General features: G+C 50.8%; 10 protein-coding genes. 5 read left to right on the top strand and 5 right to left on the bottom strand.

The window, feature by feature from the left end:
* Positions 1 to 17 precede the first annotated feature (17 nt).
* Positions 18 to 617: a TetR/AcrR family transcriptional regulator gene (locus U2F10_RS08635; protein ID WP_499871743.1), complete on the bottom strand. Its 600-nt coding sequence runs from the start codon at positions 615 to 617 to the stop codon at positions 18 to 20.
* 163 nt (positions 618 to 780) lie between these two features.
* Here U2F10_RS08635 and U2F10_RS08630 point away from each other — a divergent pair, with 163 nt between their 5' ends.
* Positions 781 to 942: a ubiquitin family protein gene (locus tag U2F10_RS08630; RefSeq protein ID WP_499871741.1), complete on the top strand. Its 162-nt coding sequence runs from the start codon at positions 781 to 783 to the stop codon at positions 940 to 942.
* Positions 943 to 1,003: 61 nt separating this feature from the next.
* Positions 1,004 to 4,750 carry a hydantoinase B/oxoprolinase family protein gene (locus tag U2F10_RS08625; protein ID WP_499871739.1) on the top strand — a complete coding sequence of 1,249 codons (3,747 nt, stop codon included), beginning with the start codon at positions 1,004 to 1,006 and terminating at the stop codon, positions 4,748 to 4,750.
* Positions 4,751 to 5,308: 558 nt separating this feature from the next.
* On the opposite strand, the gene U2F10_RS08620 is transcribed toward U2F10_RS08625, so the two are convergent.
* Positions 5,309 to 5,917 carry a class I SAM-dependent methyltransferase gene (locus U2F10_RS08620; protein WP_250564956.1) on the bottom strand — a complete coding sequence of 203 codons (609 nt, stop codon included), beginning with the start codon at positions 5,915 to 5,917 and terminating at the stop codon, positions 5,309 to 5,311.
* A 578-nt stretch (positions 5,918 to 6,495) separates the two neighbouring features.
* On the opposite strand from U2F10_RS08620, the gene U2F10_RS08615 reads away from it, so the two are divergent.
* The 3 genes from U2F10_RS08615 (at position 6,496) to U2F10_RS08605 (ending at position 15,196) form a co-directional block, all read left to right on the top strand.
* The gene (locus tag U2F10_RS08615) at positions 6,496 to 6,750 is read left to right on the top strand and encodes a hypothetical protein (protein ID WP_163664899.1); all 255 of its coding nucleotides are present in this window, start codon (positions 6,496 to 6,498) and stop codon (positions 6,748 to 6,750) included.
* A 145-nt stretch (positions 6,751 to 6,895) separates the two neighbouring features.
* A complete protein-coding gene (pbpC, locus tag U2F10_RS08610) occupies positions 6,896 to 9,307 on the top strand; it encodes a penicillin-binding protein 1C (RefSeq protein WP_499871736.1) in 2,412 nt (803 codons plus the stop codon).
* Positions 9,308 to 9,412: 105 nt separating this feature from the next.
* On the top strand, positions 9,413 to 15,196 hold the full coding sequence (locus U2F10_RS08605; RefSeq protein WP_499871735.1) for an alpha-2-macroglobulin family protein: 5,784 nt from the start codon (positions 9,413 to 9,415) through the stop codon (positions 15,194 to 15,196).
* 55 nt (positions 15,197 to 15,251) lie between these two features.
* Here the strand turns inward: U2F10_RS08605 and U2F10_RS08600 are convergent, their stop codons facing one another.
* From U2F10_RS08600 to U2F10_RS08590, 3 genes are read right to left on the bottom strand one after another with little or no spacing between them, the layout of a single operon-like run.
* Entirely contained in the window at positions 15,252 to 17,009 is a 1,758-nt protein-coding gene (locus U2F10_RS08600; RefSeq protein WP_499871733.1) for a putative 2-aminoethylphosphonate ABC transporter permease subunit, read from the bottom strand.
* Positions 17,010 to 17,064: 55 nt separating this feature from the next.
* A complete protein-coding gene (locus tag U2F10_RS08595; RefSeq protein ID WP_163664907.1) occupies positions 17,065 to 18,270 on the bottom strand; it encodes a putative 2-aminoethylphosphonate ABC transporter ATP-binding protein in 1,206 nt (401 codons plus the stop codon).
* 32 nt (positions 18,271 to 18,302) lie between these two features.
* Entirely contained in the window at positions 18,303 to 19,412 is a 1,110-nt protein-coding gene (locus U2F10_RS08590) for a putative 2-aminoethylphosphonate ABC transporter substrate-binding protein (protein WP_499871732.1), read from the bottom strand.
* Positions 19,413 to 19,647: the final 235 nt, after the last annotated feature.

The following is a 19,647-nucleotide window of genomic DNA, read 5'->3' as shown; positions in this document are numbered from 1 at the left end:
CGTTGGTAAAGGGAACGTTACAGCGCTACTCCCTGCTGCATCAGCTGTAACGTATTCTCAATCAGCGGTTTAACCGCATCCCCTTCAATCCCTAAGCGATTATCCAGTAGCAGCATCGCCAAACCATGAACCAACGACCAATTGGCCAACGCCAATAGTTGTGGCTCGCCTGGCTGTATTTCCTGGGCTGCCTGACCATCCGCAATAATATCCACCAAAATTTGAAAAGACTTATTAGCCGTTGTTGTTAACAAAGGAAACGCATCTGCATCTGCACAGTAACTGCCAAACATCACCTGATAGTGGGTGGGGTAGCGTAGCGCATATTCAACATAGGCGATTCCCGTTGCCTGTAGCTGGGCCAGCGGAGTCGATTCAGCATCTCTAGCCTGCTCCAAGTAGCGACTAAACTCCCGAAAACCTTCTTCGGCGACGGCGGCCAGCAGCGCTTCTTTATCAGCAAAATGACGATACGGAGCTGTGTGGGATACCCCAGCCCGACGAGCCACCTGCCGTAAAGATAGGGCAGATATATCCTGCTCCGTAATAATTGCCAGGGCAGAATCTAGCAATGCCCGTCGTAAATCTCCATGGTGATAGCTCTTTTTTGTCGCCATATAAACCTTGAGTTTGAAAATTCTCAGGCAGACTCCTATTTTCGTTAATTATGTTAACGCCGTCAACTTTTATGATGTTGTCCTGTGGTGATAACTGCTCGGCGCGATCGCAATGCCTTGAAACCTGGCAAAATTTTAAGAGGTGACGATGCACAGGTAGAAAATGCCCCAGGCAGTATTTCATTTCCATGGCAGCTTAAATGATTTTCTGCCCCCTGCCCGCAGGCACAAAGCATTTTCTCACACTGTAAAAGATCGAGCGTCTATTAAAGATGCCATTGAAGCCCTGGGGGTACCCCATCCAGAAATTGAGTTGATGGGCTGATGTCTTTTACCCCAGAGCAGAACTCGATACCATAGCCTTTGGCCTGTGTGTAGTTGTCCCCATGGAAAAGTTATCTAATTCTGGAAATCGCTGGCAATTCTGGATTGATCGAGGGGGCACATTTACTGATTTGGTAGCCCAGCGACCCGATGGGGGGTTGGTTATTCATAAACTGCTATCGGAAAACCCAGAACGATATGTGGATGCGCCGCTGCAAGGCATTCGGGATATTTTAGGGATTGCAGCAGGACAGCCGCTGCCCACCGAGCAAATTGGTGTGGTGAAGATGGGCACCACGGTGGCCACGAATGCTCTACTGGAGCGCAAGGGCGATCGCACCCTACTGGTTATTACCCAGGGTTTTAAAGATGCACTGCGCATCGGCTATCAGAATCGACCTGACATTTTTGCCCGCCAGATCGTGCTGCCAGAAATGCTCTACGAGCAGGTGATCGAGGTGGAGGAACGCTATAGCGCCCAGGGCGAGGAGCTATTGCCGGTTGAAACGGAGTCGCTGCTGCCCCAACTGCAACGGGCCTATGATGCGGGTATTCATTCCTGTGCCATTGTGCTGATGCATGGCTATCGTTACCCCGATCATGAGCATCAGATCGCGGCCCTGGCCAAGGACATTGGCTTTACGCAGATTTCGGTGTCCCACGAAGTTAGCCCCCTAATGAAACTGGTCAGCCGGGGGGACACCACCATGGTGGACGCTTACCTATCGCCGATTTTGAAGCGCTATATCGATCGGGTGGCGTTGGAGCTGGGTGCCGTGGGCACAGATAATTCAGACGGTAAGAACACTACTCAAACAGAGCCTAACCAAGGTCCCCAGCTGATGTTTATGCAGTCCAATGGGGGGCTGACCGATGCCCATCTGTTTCGGGGCAAAGACAGTATTCTCTCGGGACCTGCTGGCGGTGTGGTGGGGGTGGTACAGACGAGTGCGATCGCAAATCTCCACAAAATCATCGGCTTCGACATGGGCGGCACCTCCACCGATGTCTCCCACTACAACGGTGAATACGAACGGGTATTTGAGTCAGAAGTGGCAGGTGTTCGCATCAAGGCACCGATGATGGCAATCCATACGGTGGCAGCCGGTGGGGGCTCCATTTTGCATTTTGACGGAGCCCGCTATCGAGTGGGACCAGCCTCTGCTGGCGCTAATCCGGGGCCAGCCTGCTATCGCAAAGGCGGCTGCCTCACCGTTACCGACTGCAACGTTATGCTGGGCAAAATCCAGCCGGAATTTTTCCCCCAGGTGTTTGGCCCTGAGGGAAATCAGTCCCTGGATCGCGAAGTTGTCCAACAAATGTTTGCAGATCTGACTGAACAGATTCACCAGGCGACCGGTGATGTGCGATCGCCCGAGCAAGTGGCAGCTGGCTTTCTGGCCATTGCCGTTGAGAACATGGCCAATGCCATCAAAAAAATCTCAGTGCAGCAGGGCCATGACGTGTCAGAGTACACCCTGTCCTGCTTTGGGGCAGCGGCTGGGCAACATGCCTGCCTGATTGCCGATGCCCTGGGCATGCGACAGATTTTTATTCACCCCCTGGCCGGTGTGTTGTCGGCCTATGGCATGGGGCTGGCCGACCTGCGAGCCCTACGCCAGGCAGCGATAGAACAACCTTTAGTCGCTAGTTTGCTGCCGGACCTGGAAGACAAACTAACTGGGATCACGGCCCCTGCGGTTGCCGAGGTAAAACGCCAGAAGGTTGCCGATGACCGCATTGAGATCCTACCCAAGGTGCATATTCGGTATCAGGGCACCGACTCAGCGCTGATCGTGGCCTTTGGAGATTTATCCACGATGCAGGCCCAGTTTGAGCGAGATTACCACCAGCGCTACGGCTTCACCATGGCGGAGAAGCCCTTGATTGTAGAAGCGGTTTCAGTGGAAGTTGTTGGCAAAATGCCGCTGCCAACGGAGCCCACCCCTGGGTCTCTCCGTTCCCATCCCCCCCAGCCAGCCACCACAGTAACGATGTTTACAGCCGATGATTGGCAATCCACGCCCCTATTTCAGCGCAGTGAGCTACGACCGGGTGATCACATTTCAGGCCCCGCCATTATTGTGGAGGCAACCGGTACCAATATTGTTGAACCGGGGTGGGTAGTGGAGATTAGCGATCGCAACCACCTCATCCTGACCAAATCCCCTAAAGATAAAGACCCAGCAGCAGCCACTGGCACAGAATCGCTGTCACCACCAAGAGAGCTGTCCCAGCAGACCACTGCCGATCCCGTCATGCTGGAGATTTTCAATAATCTGTTGATGGCCATTGCCGAACAGATGGGCTTTACCCTGCAAAAGACCAGCTATTCGGTCAACATCAAAGAACGATTAGACTTTTCCTGCGCCATCTTTGATCAACAGGGGCAGCTGGTGGCCAACGCTCCCCATATTCCCGTTCATCTGGGGTCCATGGGTGAAAGCATCGAAAGCCTGATTGCAGCCAAGGGTGATAGCCTAAAACCTGGCGATGTGTATGTGCTCAATAACCCCTACAACGGGGGCACTCACCTGCCAGATGTCACCGTAATCACGCCTGTTTTTCCCAGGGTCTCCTCACCTGAGTCTGAACAGCCGATATCCCCTCTCTTTTATGTTGCCTCCAGGGGACATCACGCTGACATTGGCGGCATCACTCCAGGCTCTATGCCCCCCAACAGCACAACGGTGAACGAAGAGGGTGTGCTGATCGACAACTTCCAGCTGGTGGATCAGGGGCATTTTCGAGAACAGGAACTCCTGGAATTACTCACCCAGCCACCCTATCCGGTGCGTAACCCCACCCAGAATATTGCCGATCTCCAGGCCCAAATTGCCGCCAATGAAAAAGGGGTGCAGGAGCTAAACAAAATGGTGCAGCACTATGGTCTACCCACCGTCCAGGCCTATATGCAACACGTACAGGACAATGCTGAAGAATCGGTGCGTCGGGTGATTGATGTGCTCAATCCAGGCCAGTTTACCTATGCAATGGATGACGGTTGTCAGATACAGGTGGCCATTAGTTGCGATCGCACCCGCCGCAGTGCCCGCATCGATTTCTCCGGCACCTCACCCCAGCAGACCACCAACTACAACGCCCCAAAAGCCGTCTGCAAAGCAGCAGTACTCTACGTATTTCGCACCCTGGTGGACGACAAAATCCCCCTCAATGCCGGCTGTCTAAAGCCCTTGGAGATCCTTATCCCCGCTGGCTGTATGCTCAACCCCCATTATCCAGCCGCTATTGTGGCCGGCAATGTGGAAACCTCCCAGGTGATTACCGACGCCCTCTATGGAGCCCTAGGCATCATGGCCGCATCCCAAGGCACCATGAACAACTTCACCTTTGGCAATGAACGCTATCAGTACTATGAGACCATCTGTGGTGGCTCCGGCGCAGGTCCCAATTACAATGGCACCGATGCCGTTCAAACCCACATGACCAACTCCCGACTGACCGATCCAGAAGTCTTAGAATGGCGCTTCCCTGTTTTGTTAGAGGGTTTTGCCATTCGTCAGGGTAGCGGCGGCCAGGGCTTACAGTCAGGCGGCAATGGCGTCATCCGTCGCATCAAGTTTCGGGAACCCATGACAGCCGCCATTCTCTCCAACCATCGTCACGTTCCCCCCTTTGGCCTGCATAGCGGCACACCTGGTCAGACCGGTCACAACTCTGTTGTGCGCCAAGATGGCACAACAAAAACCTTGGACAGTAAAGCCATGATCCAAATGCAAGCAGACGATACCTTCATCATCGAAACCCCCGGCGGCGGCGGCTATGGTGCCATTCCCACAGAGTATTAAAATAGCTTGCTCTGCATCAGAGGCTGCCGTGTACACACAAGTATTGGAAATTAGCGTTTACGGTTGTCTAACCCCCTCTAACTCCCCCTTACCAAGGGGGAGAACCGGAGCTTCCCCCCTTACCAAGGCAGGGCTGTTTCATTGTCTGGACAGAAAATCTGGAGGCATTGAAAGCTTATTTGAGGAAAGGCATGCTCTACATGAAGGTGGGCCAAACAACAATGCGATAACCTGATTAATCGACCCCGCCGTAACCCTTAAGTTAATGCCATTGAGGACAACCTAGTAGGCTGGGTCTTAGGGCGGCCTCCCGGCCCTAACCATGGGGGTTTGGGGAACTCGGAGGGACCCCAAGCAACCGGTTTTGGCTCCCTGCGATCATCTCTCGATTCAGTATGAACGAAGTAATAAGCCTTACAGATTTTCTCTGGTGAACACGAAACAACCCTGCCTTACCAAGGGGGGATTAAGGGGGGTAATGCAGGATTGTGAACTCCCTTTCGAGATGTGTGTACACCGTAGCTGTATCAGGGGGGATTAAAAACTAAGCTTATGGCGTTAAGAGGGTTCCTTAACAAACATAGTCATCAAATTAGGCCCCAGCAGATACTGATGTTGCACACATCGAAATCCCACTTGAGTGCCCATGTGTTCTCGCACCTGCGAACCATAGAATTTAATCCCACCTGGAGAAACTGGAACCTTCAACGTTTCCGTTGATACCCGTGCAGCTGGATCAACCAAATAAAACCTGCCCCCCGGACGTAATACCCGATAAATTTCAGCAAACACCTGGTCTGGCGCAGCATAATGCAGAAAACTTAACGTGTTAAAAACCGCATCAAATTGTTTGTCAGCAAAACGCAGTGGGTTAGCATTACCCTGCACAAAAATTAAGCGAGGGCGATGGCGGTTCGTGCGACGCGCCTGACGTAGCATCTCAGGCGCAAAATCTAGACCCGTGCCCTGGAGGTCAGGATACTTAGCTGCTAAGCGATCCAACAAACGCCCGGTCCCACAGCCAATATCAAGCACATGGGAATGCTGCGGTAGGTCAACATAATCTAGCAGCCGCTGATGGGTGGCTTGATAAAATACTGACGGAAATAACAGGTCATACAGGGGTGCCCAGCGATCGAAGAGTTGCCTTTTGTTCGGTGAAGTCATCAATTGACCAGGTCCTAGCTCCATTACCAGAGATTCTAGCGAATTCCCCTAGAAATACGAGTTCACATCCTGGTTTCACATATTCAGAGTTGAGCATTGAGCAACCCGCACCATGAGACTTGCTGTGATTGCAGCCAAAGCCTTCAGTAGCTTGGCAATGAAGTGCCTTATTTGACGTCTATTTTTTGCGATCGCACGGCTAACAGAATAATGCTTTTCCAACGATTCCGGATAGTAAACCCATGCTTCATAAGAAGCTCACATTCTTGCTTTAGGATTAACGTGAAATTAGGAAATCTCCACATCTAAGCTGTTTTAAGGAGAAACGATGACTTCTTTTTTAGAAAAGACCTGAGGTCATTGGCCCATTGAGTAGATATAGGGGAATAGCAGCTAACGCTGTTCTATTTTTATTTTTTGCTGCTGATCCTCAGTATGGGACGTATCTGTCACATTTAGGCTGTTAGCCAGTTTTGCGATTCGATTCATCCTCTAAATCAGCAACAGCTTTTTTTAACCCTCGCATCTCCCCCACCAGCGTTGGATAGTTATGCCAACTCTTGGGAAGTATTTAAACTATGACTAACCCAAAGCCATCCCCCAAATTTTCTCTCCTATTTGCACTCTGGGACTACCTTAATCAGCCCCTGTTTGAGCGCGATGTCCAATTCGTGTGGAATCCTCGTAAGTTCACCATATCCTACAGGTCTCAACTATTAGAACGCTGCTGGTCTAAAGACTATGAAACTGAAAAAAATCGCTATCGGCTAGAAGTTAACTGGCACAATACCGATCCTCAACCTAAGATGCCAGACACCGCTTCCAGTGAGTAAGATGGCTCTGCCAGATTTGAACCTATGGTCGTGATTAAGGTACTGAATGTCTGCCATCGGGTACTGGCCTGTCCTAATTTATTAAGAGTTGTGGATTACCGCTGCGGATGAGCAGGGCTTTACAGCAGTATCGGGGTAAAAGCTTATGCCCCAATCTCTTCAGCACTTATTCAGAACGGGTTGTCGTTGGATATGGCGACGGAATTTACGGGTGAAAATCAGTGTGGTGCTGTTGCTGACGGGGCTGGTTGTGCGGGGTGTCCCCTACTTGATGCCTATTCATGCGACGGATTTAGCCCAGGTGGATCAGGCAGTGGAGTTTCGCGATCGCAACTCTCTCCCCCTTGGTACCCTCCTTTCCCGCGACCAAGAGCACACCGCTGTTGTTCCCCTATCCCAAGTCTCCCCCCATTTTCAGCACGCTATTCTCGCCGCTGAAGACCGACGCTTTTATCACCATGGCCCTGTCGATCTACAGGCCTTAGCCCGCGCTAGTTTACAGGCCATTCGTACCCGCCGCATTGTCAGTGGCGCATCCACTGTGACCATGCAACTGGCTCGCATGGTAAACCCTGTCCCGCGCACATTTCTCGGAAAAGCCCAACAAATTTGGTACGCTTGGCGATTGGCCGCAGGCATGACTAAGGATGAAATTCTTGCCGCCTACGTTAACCGACTCCCCATGGGGGGCAATATCTACGGCGTTGAAGCCGCTGCCCGTGTCTACTTTGGGCTGCCTGCCGCCGATCTAACAGTTGCCCAGGCAAGTTTGCTGGCCGCTTTACCCAATGCTCCGACAGCCCTTAACCCCTACACTAATTGGGATAATCTCAAACAGCGACAGCAGTATGTTCTCAATCAAATGGTGGCCGATGGCACACTAACTCAGGCTCAAGTCAAGCGCATTTATGTCCAACCCGTTACTGTCCAATCGATTGATCAGGGGCTTTTAGTTGCACCACACTTTCTCTTCTGGCTGGCCGCACAGCTCCCTACGGATCACCCTGCCCAAGTCCATACCAGTCTCGATCTGTCCCTTCAGCGTTTTGTTACTGCCCAGGTGCAACAGGCTGTTCAAGGGCTAGCTCTAAAAAATGTACGCCACGCCGCCGCCCTCGTGATCGAAAATGCCACAGGTGACGTTCTAGCCTATGTGGGTTCCCCAAAATACTTTTCTAGTCAACAGACCGGTCAAAACGACGGTGTTCAGGCTCTGCGTCAGCCAGGGTCCACCCTTAAACCCTTCCTCTATCAGCTGGCGTTAGAACAAAACATCATTCAGCCCAACACTATCCTGGCGGATGTGCCCACACACTATGCGATTCCTGGGGCTCAGCTCTATAGCCCCACCGACTTTAGTGAAACGTTTCAAGGTCCGGTGCGGGTGCGAGCTGCTCTTGGTAATTCTCTGAATATCCCAGCTGTGCATATTCTGGAGAAGGTCGGTGTTGATAACTTTCTGGAGCGATTGCGCCAGCTGGGTTTTACCTATCTAGATCAGTCTCCTGACCACTATGGTTTAGGCCTGGCCCTTGGCAGTGGCGAAGTGTCGTTGTGGGAGCTGGCACAGGCCTATTTAACCCTTGCTCATCAGGGTGATCCAAGTATGACTCTCTCTCCAATTCGAAAGGCAACTCATAATGAGCCGTTACCTATGAGTCACAGCCGGTCGAGTGTGTCCCCTTTCATAAGGGGGACCGACAGGGGGGTATCGACATTTGGCGCTACCGATCGAGACTCCTCCGCCTACGGCACCTCCCCTGCGTTAGGGGAGGAAAAGCTTTTGCCACCTTCTCCCACATGGTCTCTTATCACTGATATCCTCTCCGACCCTCACGCTCGTGCCGCTGCCTTCGGTGTCGATTCTGTCCTCAACCTGCCCTTCCCAGCAGCTGTAAAGACCGGGACCTCTTCGGATTTTCGCGACACCTGGACCGTTGGTTTTACTTCTGACTACACCGTTGCCACCTGGGTCGGCAACTTTGATGGCACCCCCATGCAGGATGTTTCTGGTGTGATGGGGGCTGCTCCCCTGTGGCATCGAATTATGGTGCATCTCCATGAGACCCATGAACCTGAACGATTCCCCTCACCTGATGGCATGGTAAAACGACCTATCTGTACACTGACTGGCCAGAAACCCACATCCGACTGTGAAGCCATCGTCCAGGAGTATTTTGCCCTGGAGGATTTGGCAGATTATGAACAGAACACAACAGAATCAAACCAAACCAATGTGGCTGAAAACAGTGCAGAGTTAATAATTGTTTCGCCTAAAACAGGCAGTCAGTTTTTGCTATATCCAAATGCCCAAGACCAACGTCTGGAATTTAAGGTGGTTGATAACACGTCTCAGGAGTCTTCAACTATCGAGTGGCAGCTCAATGGTCAAACGTTAGAGTCTTCTGGCAAACCCTCTTTGTTTTGGTCGATGCAGCCAGGACAGTGGCATTTAGATGTCCGTAGCGGCAGCCGGCGAGCCCAGGTGCAGTTTGATGTACTTTTAGCTGATGAACAACCTGTAAGATCTGGATTTTCTCTTCGGAAAAGTCAATAACGTTTTCTAACACAGATTCTATCCAGAATTAAGAATTGTAGGTATTTCCGTAATCTGTCAGGTCCCATTGGATATGACAAAGAAGTGTGGCCAGTGGTGGAGTCAATGTCAGAAAGGAAAAAGCTACGAAAGCTGTTGATCTACGGACTGATCGGTTTTGTTCTGACATTACTGTTGGCCACCTGTAATCGTCCCAATGCTTTGCGTACGCAAGATCAGAGTGTTCCCATTCCACCGCCCGAACCATTGCCAGCAGTGGCCGCACTCACCGACCCAGACCCGCCCGATTGGATTGAACAGATTAGCCCTACTGGAGAAGCTGAAACACTAGCCCAGATAAGGATTCGGTTTGCTGAGCCGTTGGTGGCAGTGGAGAGTTTGGAAAGTCAAGGGCGTAACGCTACCCTAGAAAAATTTGAAGTCTTCCCTCCCATCCCTGGTGAATTTCGCTTTCTCACCCCGCGTATGGTTGGTTTCCAGGCCGATCGCGCCATTCCCAAGGCCACCCGAGTGCGCGTCACCCTGAAAGCCGGTCTAAAAGATCTCTCCGACCATGAGCTAGACCAGGACCTTGCCTGGACCTTCACCACAGAGCCCATTAAAATCACTAACCTGCCTGGTATTGATAGCAGACGAGGATCAGCCGAGGACCCCATTGATATAGAACCTGTCCTAGAGTTCAACTCTAACGTTCAGCTTGATCTAGCTTCCCTAAAACAACACCTACAACTCTCGACTGAAGATCAAGAGACTGAAGGCCAAGCCAGTTCAATTCCAGTACGGGTAGTTGAGGCCGATTACAAAGACGAGTATCTATCTGCTCGGGAAAAGTTTGGTACCTCGACACGTCCCTGGCAGTACCATGTCACCCCCAATCGCCCCCTCAAAAAAGCCACTCAATACTTTCTCAGCATTTCACCTGGACTGCAGCCTGTAGGTGGAAATCTCCCCACTGAAAATAGTATTGATAGTCTGATTACCACCTACAGCCCCCTAGCCTTCGAGAAGTTAGAGATGGTAGGCGCAGGACAACCCGGTGGAGCTACTGGTCGATTTACCAATGGCCTGGCCCAGCTTGTATTTAATAATGGACTAGTGGCTGAAAGCGCTGCTGAACAAATCACCATCGATCCTCCCATTCAAGCAGGCACTCGCCTACTCCGAGCCTACGATAATGACACGTATGTCAGCCTCAATCCCTGGTCGTTGGAGCCTCAAACCACCTACACTATTACCTTTGGAGCTGATTTAAAAGACCGCTTTGGCCAAAGCCTGGGTAGTCCGGTGACGGTGGACTATACCCCCAGTGATTTAACCGGTGACATCTGGGCTCCCACGGGGCTCAACATTTTCCCAGCTAACCAAGATTTGCAGCTCAACATATCGGCAGTGAATCTGCCAGACAACGCCTATAAAGCTGCCTATCAGGTTGTTCAACCAACGGATTTAGTCAAAACTGACACGGCCTATCCCCGTGGTAACAACACAAGTCTGTTGCCAGACCGCAGCACCTGGTCCTCATTTTCTGTCGCCGCTGAGAAGAATACCTTTGCTGATATTCCCGTGCCCCTACGAGAACAGCTGGGGGGCAACACCGGCATGTTGGCCTATGGCGTTACGGCCCGCGCCAGCACCTATAATCGCAACGGCACTCAACGCTGGCATGAACCCAACTATTACGGACTGGTACAGCTCACCAACCTGGGTGTCTTTGCCCAGTGGTTCCCAGACTCAGGCCAGGTGCGGGTACACCATTTAGCAGATGGCTCAGTCGTCCAGCAGGCCCCCATCTCGATCTATCGCGCCTACACCTACGAAGGCAATCCTCCAGTAGGGACACCCCAGCCCTGTGCCACAGGTAACACTGACAACACCGGCACCCTGAAATTAAATGCCCAAGCTCTCAAATCCTGTATGAATGGAGCTGAGACGTTTGATGACCCGCCAGAACTACTCGTGATTGCCCGTGAAGATAACGATTGGGCATTTGCCCGCACCACACCCTATACCGGCAGTTCTCGCTACGGTATTTATGCAGGTTGGGAAGGGAGTCAGCCCATTTCCCGTGGAAACGTCTTTTCTGACCGTTTTCTTTATCAGCCCGGAGAAACCGCTTGGCTGACTGGCAATGCCTACTATCTACAGAAGGGCAGCCTGCGTCAAGACAAAAACAGCCCTTATACCATCACTCTACAAGGGCCTGAGGGTGAGAAAATTGACCTGGGCACCCAAACAACCAATGACTTTGGCACCTTTTCTGTGAAATGGGATATCAGTGCCGATCAGCCTTTGGGCTACTACTCCGTTTTGGCCTCTGCTGACAATGGCGTAGAACTGCTGGGGAACTTACGGGTAGCCGAATTTAAGCCGCCTAACTTTAAGGTTGCCATGGGCCTTGATCAAGAAACAGCAGTGGCAGGCGATAGTCTTTCAACCAGTGTAGAAAGCAGCTATCTATTTGGAGCACCGGTACAGGGAAGTGAGATCAATTACTATGTCACTCGTCAGCCAACGACGTTTATTCCAGAGGGTTGGGAAGACTTCTCCTTTGGTCGTCGATGGTACTGGCCAGAGGAACGCCCCATTGTTGCCAGTGATGTATTAGAGACTAGCCAAACCCTGGATGACCAGGGGCAAAGTCAGCTTTCCGTAGAGATTACTGATGACCTGCCCTACCCCATGACCTATCGCTTAGATGCTGAGGTGGTGGATGTTTCCAATCTTTCAGTTGCTGATACAAAAGAGGTGACGGTGCTGCCAGAGGAACGGTTGATCGGTTTGCAGAGTGATTTTGTAGCCGATGCTGGAGAGCCCTTCGATGTGGAGGTGATTGTTACCGATGCTGCGGGGCAAGCTCAGTCTGGTCAGTCAGTACAGTTGGCGCTAGAGCGCATGAATTACACCAGCGTCACTGAGGTGATTGAGGGCAGTGTTAACCCCAACTATCAGGTGGAATATGAGCTAGTAGATGAGGTAACGGTTCGTTCTGGTAATACGACTAAAACAGTGCAGCTGACAGCCCAAGAAGCAGGACCTTACCGCATTCAGGCCACGTTGGGTGATGAGCGCTCTGCTACGGATACCCGGATTTGGGTGTCTGGTGCTAACCCTGTTTACTGGGGCAGCCGCTATAACAATAATCGGCTAGAGGTGCAGCTGGACAAAGACAGCTACGTCCCTGGAGAAACAGCCACGGCGATGATCCAATCGCCCTATGACGCAGGCGAACTGTATTTTGCCGTAGTCCGCCAAAACACCCTCTATGAAGAAGTGGTTTCCGTTAGCGGTGGCGCACCCCAGGTGCAATTCACCGTTACCCCAGACATGTTGCCTAATGCAGCCGTGGAAGTCGTTCTTGTTCGCCAGGGAGAGCGGTTGGAAACTGTCGAAGTTAATAATCTGGAGAATCTAACCAGCATTGGCTTTGCCCCATTTCAAGTAGATCTGGCGTCTCGTTATCTAAAGCCAGAAGTGACACCCACTGAATCCGAGATTCGTCCGGCTGCCGAGCAAACACTCAATCTCACCCTTAAGGATGATCAAGAGCAGCCTGTGTCAGGTCAGTTTACAGTGATGGTAGTAGATGAAGCCGTCCTCCAGCTTAGTGGCCATCGTCCACCGGATTTAGTGGAGACGGTGTATGCCGAACAGTCCATTTCCACCCGCTTTGCGGATAACCGTTCGGATGTGGTGTTACGACCGCTGAGTTCTCCCCTAGAAAAAGGCTGGGGCTATGGCGGCGGATTCTCGGCAGGCGGTGAGAGTACCCGCATTCGCAAAGACTTTCAGGCGCTGGCCTACTATAACGGCTCAGTACTGACGGACGATCAGGGGCAAGCTCAGGTGAGCTTTACCCTACCCGACAATCTCACCACCTGGCGCGTGATGGTGGTGGCTACTGACGGCAATCTAAATTTTGGCAATGGCGATGCCACGTTTGTTGCCACCCAGCCCTTAATCACTGCGCCAATTTTGCCCCAATTTGCTCGGCCTGGCGATCGCATAATGGCTGGCTTGTCGGTGACTAATACCACAGACCAGCGGGGTCGGTTAAAAATCCAGGGAGATGCGGCTGACGGCCTGAGCTTTGCTGATGAAGAGTCAACGACAAGCCTTGAAGAACGTGGTAAAAAAGGCACCCAGGCCTATCGCTTCCCTATGGAAGTAACCACAGCGGGAGAAGCGCAGATACAATTTCAGACCCAGCTAGGCGATGAGGCTGACGGCTTCCAACTGCCGTTAACTGTCAAGCCGTTGACGATTAATGAACAGGTGGTAGATGCAGGATCGACTACGGACCCGGTCACCATTCCCGTGAATGTGGACAAAGATGTGGTGTCGGATGTGGGTGGCTTAGATGTCTCTCTCTCTAGCACCCTGCTAACGGATATCAAAGCACCGGTGCAACAGATGGAGTGGGTAGAGTCGTTACCGAATCTTTCCACGGCAGCCAGTCAGCTGAGTATTGCGGCTAATTTACAAATTCTCAGCCAGCAATATGGTCAGGTGCTGGATGGATTTGATCCACAAGCAAAAGCCAATCAGGCACTGCAGCGCATAAAGATATTACAGCGTCCCGACGGTGGCTTTTCCAGCTGGCCAGGCGGTGAACAGTCTGACCCCTTTGTCACACCCTATGCCGCTAGATCCTTGGCCCAGGCCAAAGCCGCTGGATTCTCGGTGGATGGAGCCTTGATGAGCCAGCTCCAGAAGTATCTATCTGAGCTGCTAAAAAATCCAGGGCAGGTGGACTGGTGTTCATCGCCCCAATGCAAGAGCCAGGTGCGTTTAGAAGTGCTGTTAGCATTGTCGGATCTAGGCGATGTGCGACAAGACTTTTTGTCATACCTATACGACAATCGCGACGAGTTTGACTGGGTTGGCCAAATTAAGCTAGCGCGTTATCTGTCTCAGTTGGACAATTGGCAAACGGCAGCTGATACCCTGGCCAATCAGGTTCAGGAATCGGTTTACGAAACAGCCCGCAGTGCTACGGTGAACCTGCCCGATGGGTGGGGTTGGTGCCACTCCCCTGTGAGGGCCCAGGCTGAAATCTTAAATCTGTTTGTAGCAAGAGAGGGCAGTCCTGAACTGTTGGGACGACTGGTAGAAGGCCTACTAGCCCTGCGGCGGGAAGGCAGCTGGGGATTCCCTTACAACAATGCTCAAGCCCTCGGTGCGCTAGTGACCTATGCTCGACGCTTGCCTGAGCCGCCTAATTTTGAGGCAACGATCCAGTTGGCCAGTAAGCAATTGGCTCAACAACAGTTCCAAGGCTATCAGCAGCCGAGTTTAGATATCTCTATTCCCATGGCAGAATTGCCCAAGGGTACGTCAGATTTAGTCCTTAACAAAGCTGGTGACGGAGAACTACACTACTTGAGTGCCTATCGCTATCGGCTAAAAGGTAATGCTCCCGGTCGTTTACAAGGCTTGCGTGTCACCCGCACAGTGCGTCCAGCAAACGAATCAGAGATGCTCTATCAAATGGGTCTGAGTCGGGTAAAAGAGAATCTCTCATTAGACGTAGGCCAGGTGTTTGATGTGGGCCTGGAAATTATTACCGACCATCCGGTGAACCATGTGGTGATTACGGATCCGCTGCCTGCGGGTCTGGAGCCCATTGACACGTCATTCCAGACGAGTACGGCCTATTTCCAGCCGCAGCAGGATAGTTGGCAGATTGGTTATCAGCAGTTGGGTCGCGATCGCATCCTTGCCTATGCTGACTACCTCGACACAGGTGTCTACACCTTGCATTATCTTGTCCGTTCAGTCACACCCGGCACTTTCCTCTGGCCTGGCTCAGAGGTACAGCTGGAATATGCCCCCGAAGAATTTGGTCGGGCTGCCACCACCACCTTAGAGCTACAGTCAGCAAGAGAATAGATGATCCTGGAATGTTGAAAACTAAAGTTTTCTCCTATGAACAAGGTTTATAGGCTTATTTCTTAAGCCATGTCTGGGTTCGTTGTTGTAACCCTCTCGTTAGCAACCAATAAATTCCCTTAACCCCTAAGCTTGTCAACACAATTAACACTGACATCGCTGCCGCCGCAGACACATCTCCCGCATCATCCATATTGACAATGGCCACAGATGCTAATGGTAGTTTGGGTGGATAGAGAAAGATCACCGCCGATACCGTCACCATGGCATTGATGAAATAATAGATCCCAATTTCCAGAATCGCCGGTAAACACATGGGGACCGTTACCCGCCAGAAGGTTTTATAAAACGGGACTGACAGAGAGGCCGATACTGCCTCAAATTCTGGATCAAGTTGTTTTAGAGCTGTGCTGGCAGTCAAGAAACAAACTGTCGAAAAGTGGATAATCGTACACAGGACTAAAATTCCCATGGTGCTGTATAGTCCATTGAGTGGATTTAGCAGGGCATAGCCAGTAAAGGGAATACTGATGGTGCGCTGGTTAAAGAAGAACACATAGGCCAGACCCAAAACGAGTCCTGGTAATGCTAAGGGTATTGTCGAGAGAAAGTAAGTTACATTCCGTAGCCATTTCATGCCCCTACCTTTTTCAACTAAGTAGGCAATGGTAAACACCAAAGCAGTTCCCAAGACTGCTGTGTAAAACGACATCCGAATACTGTTCCAATAAGCTCTATAGCCACCGCCACCGACACGACTAAAGTCATAGTTTCGCAAACTTAGACTAAAGTCATAGGGCCATACTTTAACCAGGGAAGCAAAGATAATGGTGCCAAACACAATGATGGCCGCTGAGGCAATCAGGGTACAGCAGGCAAACATCATCCAGTCCAAAACTGGCTGTGGTTTGGGCTGTAATGGAACGGCTTTAGCGCTAACTAACGCTGTTTGCCGACGCTGAATCATGCGGTCAAGCACAAAGGCCAGCACGGCAGGCACCAGCAGGAACACACTGATGGTGGCACCCATGGAGAAGTTTTGTTGGCCAATCACCTGCTTATAAATATCGGTGGCCAGAACATTAAAATCCCCACCAACAACCTTAGGCACTCCGAAATCCGTAAAGGCAAGAATAAAACAGACAAAAATGGAGCTAATTAAGCCAAATTTAACCCCTGGCAAGGTAACCGTAAAAAAGGTACGAATAGGAGATGTGCGCAGAGCTTGAGCTGCTTCATACAGACGAGCATCTGTCAGACTGAGAGCCGTGGTCAAGATCACCACTGCCTGAGGAAAACAGTAGAAAAATTCCCCCATCACAATACCTGTGGGGCCATACAAATTAATGTCCCAACCTACTTGAGTGACTAATCCCTGATTTCCAAATAGGTAAATCAGGCCAATCGCATGGGCTAGAGGGGGAATGTAAAGGGGTAACAGACTCAATAGTCGAAAGACACCTTTACCAGGCATGGCGGTACGGGTCAGGGCATAGGCATATACAAAGGCCAGGCTAACGGAAACCAGGGTGGTCAGAAATGCCACATATAAACTGTTACCAAAAGAGGCCAGCAGAGAAGGCGTTGTCAGGTATTTTAGATAATTATCAAAGCCCACCCAGGCACCATCGGTGTCTTGTAAACTCCGCAACACCATAGGGAACAAAGGTAAGATCACACCCACGGTGAGCCAAATAACAGCCAAGATCAGTGCGCCCCGCATGATCCAGTCTTCTCGGGTAATCACTTGTTTAATGGGCTTATTACCAGCGGTCAAGGCAGCTGGTGGCGGTAAGGATGGAGAAACAGTCATGATTTCAAAAACCTTTACTGTCTTGTTGTCGTAAAAGTGTTACTTTCTGAATCGATTAGTTTTCTGCTGCAAATACACGAATAGATTCTGGGGGGAATTGAATCACCAGCTGAGATTGCAGGCCCAAGTCAAATCTCAGAGCCTCTGTAGTGGTAATTTCCACCAGCATTGGTGAGGCTGCCTCTGTGCCGGACTGAGTCACCACATCTATTGGCATCAGGGATAGTTGATAGCTAGACCCTAAAAATTCTAGACCTGTAACTACGGTTGAAAGAACGTTTGCAAGACCTACTGGAGCATGCTTTCCCAAGACTTGAACATCTTCAGGACGAATTGCCAGGGTGACTGCTTGATTGGTCGGTACATCATTTCTGGGGGTCTGCAAATATAACTCTCCACATTGAACTTGATCAGTGGAGATGACCTGTCCTGGAAGAAAGTTCATTGTACCAATAAAGTCAGCTACGAACGGAGAATTGGGTTGTTGGTAAATCTCGTAAGCAGTTCCCACCTGGGCCAGGTAACCGTTGTTCATTACCACCACACGGTCGGCCATGGCCATGGCTTCTTGTTGGTCATGGGTCACCATCACTGTGGTGATATTCAACTCCCTTTGTATACGGGCAATTTCGCTACGCAGTTTCACACGCACTTTAGCATCCAAGGCAGAAAGGGGTTCATCCAGCAGCAATAATCCAGGGGAGAGTGCTAAGGCCCGTGCTAAGGCCACCCGCTGTTGTTGTCCACCGGACATTTGAGCTGGATATTTATGACCAATTTGGCCTAAACCTACTTTGTCTAAAAGCTCTGTAACTCGGGCTGTAACTTGTTCTTTTGGGTGACCTGCGTTTTCTAAACCGTAGGCAATATTTTGGGCTGCGGTCAGGTTAGGAAATAGGGCATAGGATTGAAATACGATTCCAAAGTCTCGTTGATAAGGAGGGAGTGCTGAAACATCTTTCCCATTTTGGATAACGCGTCCACTGGTTTGGGGATCAAGGCCAGAAATAATACGCAGCAGTGTGGATTTACCACAACCACTAGGTCCCAGGAGACAGACTAGTTCACCTGGATAAACGTCTAGATAAATGGCTTTGAGGGCAACAAAGGAACCAAACTGTTTATAGGCGTTTTCGATACGCAAATAGGGCTCGGCCTGCCTTTCTGTTGTGACAACGGTACCGTGCCGTTGAACTAACGGGTCAGAGTCAACCGAAGGGATGGATTGGGACGAAACCTTAGGCTCATTAGGAGAATGCATTGTCGTAATTCCTAGCTAGCTGGGGGATGGATTTATTCTTTAGGCTCAGACTTGCCGTCGTAGCGATTGGTCCATTCTTCTAGGATGCGATCGCGATTCTCAGCCGCCCAATTAAAGTCATTTTCGGCCAGTTGAGCAATGGGATCGGCAGGGAAACCAGCGGGTACCGGAACATCTGTTTTCACCGCCGTGATTGCATAGCTTTTCGCATACTTCTCAGAAATTTCAGGGGTAATGGCCCAATCTAAAAAGGTTTTAGCCGCAGGCTTAATGTTGTCTTTCTTAATCAGAGCATTGGCTTCCATTTCCCAGCCAGACCCTTCTTGTGGAAAGACGGGTTCGATGGGTTCTCCATCATTCTTTTGCTTAACCGCCCGATAGCCAAAGGAAATACCAATGGGATATTCACCTGCCCCTGCTAATTTGCAGGGCTTAGAACCTGAGTGAGTGTACTGAGCAATATTGTCATGCAACCCATCCAGATACTGCCAGCCACCCTCTTCACCCTTGAGCTGAAGCAACGAAGACACCGACAAAAAGCCTGTCCCCGACGATGCTGGATTTGGCATTACCAGATGACCTTTGTACACTGGATCGGCTAAATCTTCCCAGGACTCGGGTATGGGCAATCCCTTAGCCTCTACTTCTACGGTATTCACACAAAATGCAGAAATCCAGGCATCAATGCCAATCCAGCGGGGAGGATTTTGAGGATCCCGAAATCGCGCCTCAACTTTTTCCAACCCTGCCGGGGCATAGGGTTCTAACAGTCCTTTTTGATCAGCCAGTACCAGGCTGGACGCGGCTAATCCCCAGACAACATCAGCTTGAGGATTATCTTTTTCCGCCAAGAGTTTAGCCGTAACAATTCCTGTCGAATCACGCACAATGTTGACGTCGATATCCGGATAGGCAGACTTAAACCCAGCTAGGTAGCCTTCAATCTGGTCATCTTCGATGGCAGTGTAAACAGTAATCGAACCTGCTGTTGCACTGGCGGTATCAACGGCTGCCGCACCCGATGTATTGGCACCGCTAGTGTTTGTATCCTCTTTGACAACACATCCGTTGACCGCAATGGCGACTATTAAACTGGCTAGGGACGTGGAACAAAGACTTAGAAACCGTTTTCTTGAAAGCATAAGTGACATTCCTATTTGGGGAACTAAAAGATAGAACGCCGAGCAGACGGGAAGAGAAAATACTTGCTGAGCTGAATTAACAAACGATGCGAGTTCAACAGACCCAGAGTGCGATTAAACAGGGAAATACAGCATGTATAACGGGATGGAGAACTCGAGCTGAACCGTAGCAGTATGACGATTGACTAGACGTTATGGACCAGATATCCATGGGTGGCTAGTTGTCTAGACAAGT

The sequence above is a fragment of the Leptothoe sp. EHU-05/26/07-4 genome, from assembly GCF_043421015.1.
In the GTDB taxonomy this organism is placed as follows: domain Bacteria; phylum Cyanobacteriota; class Cyanobacteriia; order Phormidesmidales; family Phormidesmidaceae; genus Leptothoe; species Leptothoe turfae.
Note: the sequence above shows the minus strand (reverse complement) of the source record. Positions and strands in the feature narration are given on the sequence as shown.

Coding starts and splice junctions, on each gene's coding strand:
- U2F10_RS08635 (WP_499871743.1), bottom strand. CDS start 617: ATGGCGACAAAAAAGAGCTATCACCATGGAGATTTACGACGGGCATTG.
- U2F10_RS08630 (WP_499871741.1), top strand. CDS start 781: ATGCCCCAGGCAGTATTTCATTTCCATGGCAGCTTAAATGATTTTCTG.
- U2F10_RS08625 (WP_499871739.1), top strand. CDS start 1,004: ATGGAAAAGTTATCTAATTCTGGAAATCGCTGGCAATTCTGGATTGAT.
- U2F10_RS08620 (WP_250564956.1), bottom strand. CDS start 5,917: ATGACTTCACCGAACAAAAGGCAACTCTTCGATCGCTGGGCACCCCTG.
- U2F10_RS08615 (WP_163664899.1), top strand. CDS start 6,496: ATGACTAACCCAAAGCCATCCCCCAAATTTTCTCTCCTATTTGCACTC.
- pbpC (WP_499871736.1), top strand. CDS start 6,896: ATGCCCCAATCTCTTCAGCACTTATTCAGAACGGGTTGTCGTTGGATA.
- U2F10_RS08605 (WP_499871735.1), top strand. CDS start 9,413: ATGTCAGAAAGGAAAAAGCTACGAAAGCTGTTGATCTACGGACTGATC.
- U2F10_RS08600 (WP_499871733.1), bottom strand. CDS start 17,009: ATGACTGTTTCTCCATCCTTACCGCCACCAGCTGCCTTGACCGCTGGT.
- U2F10_RS08595 (WP_163664907.1), bottom strand. CDS start 18,270: ATGCATTCTCCTAATGAGCCTAAGGTTTCGTCCCAATCCATCCCTTCG.
- U2F10_RS08590 (WP_499871732.1), bottom strand. CDS start 19,412: ATGCTTTCAAGAAAACGGTTTCTAAGTCTTTGTTCCACGTCCCTAGCC.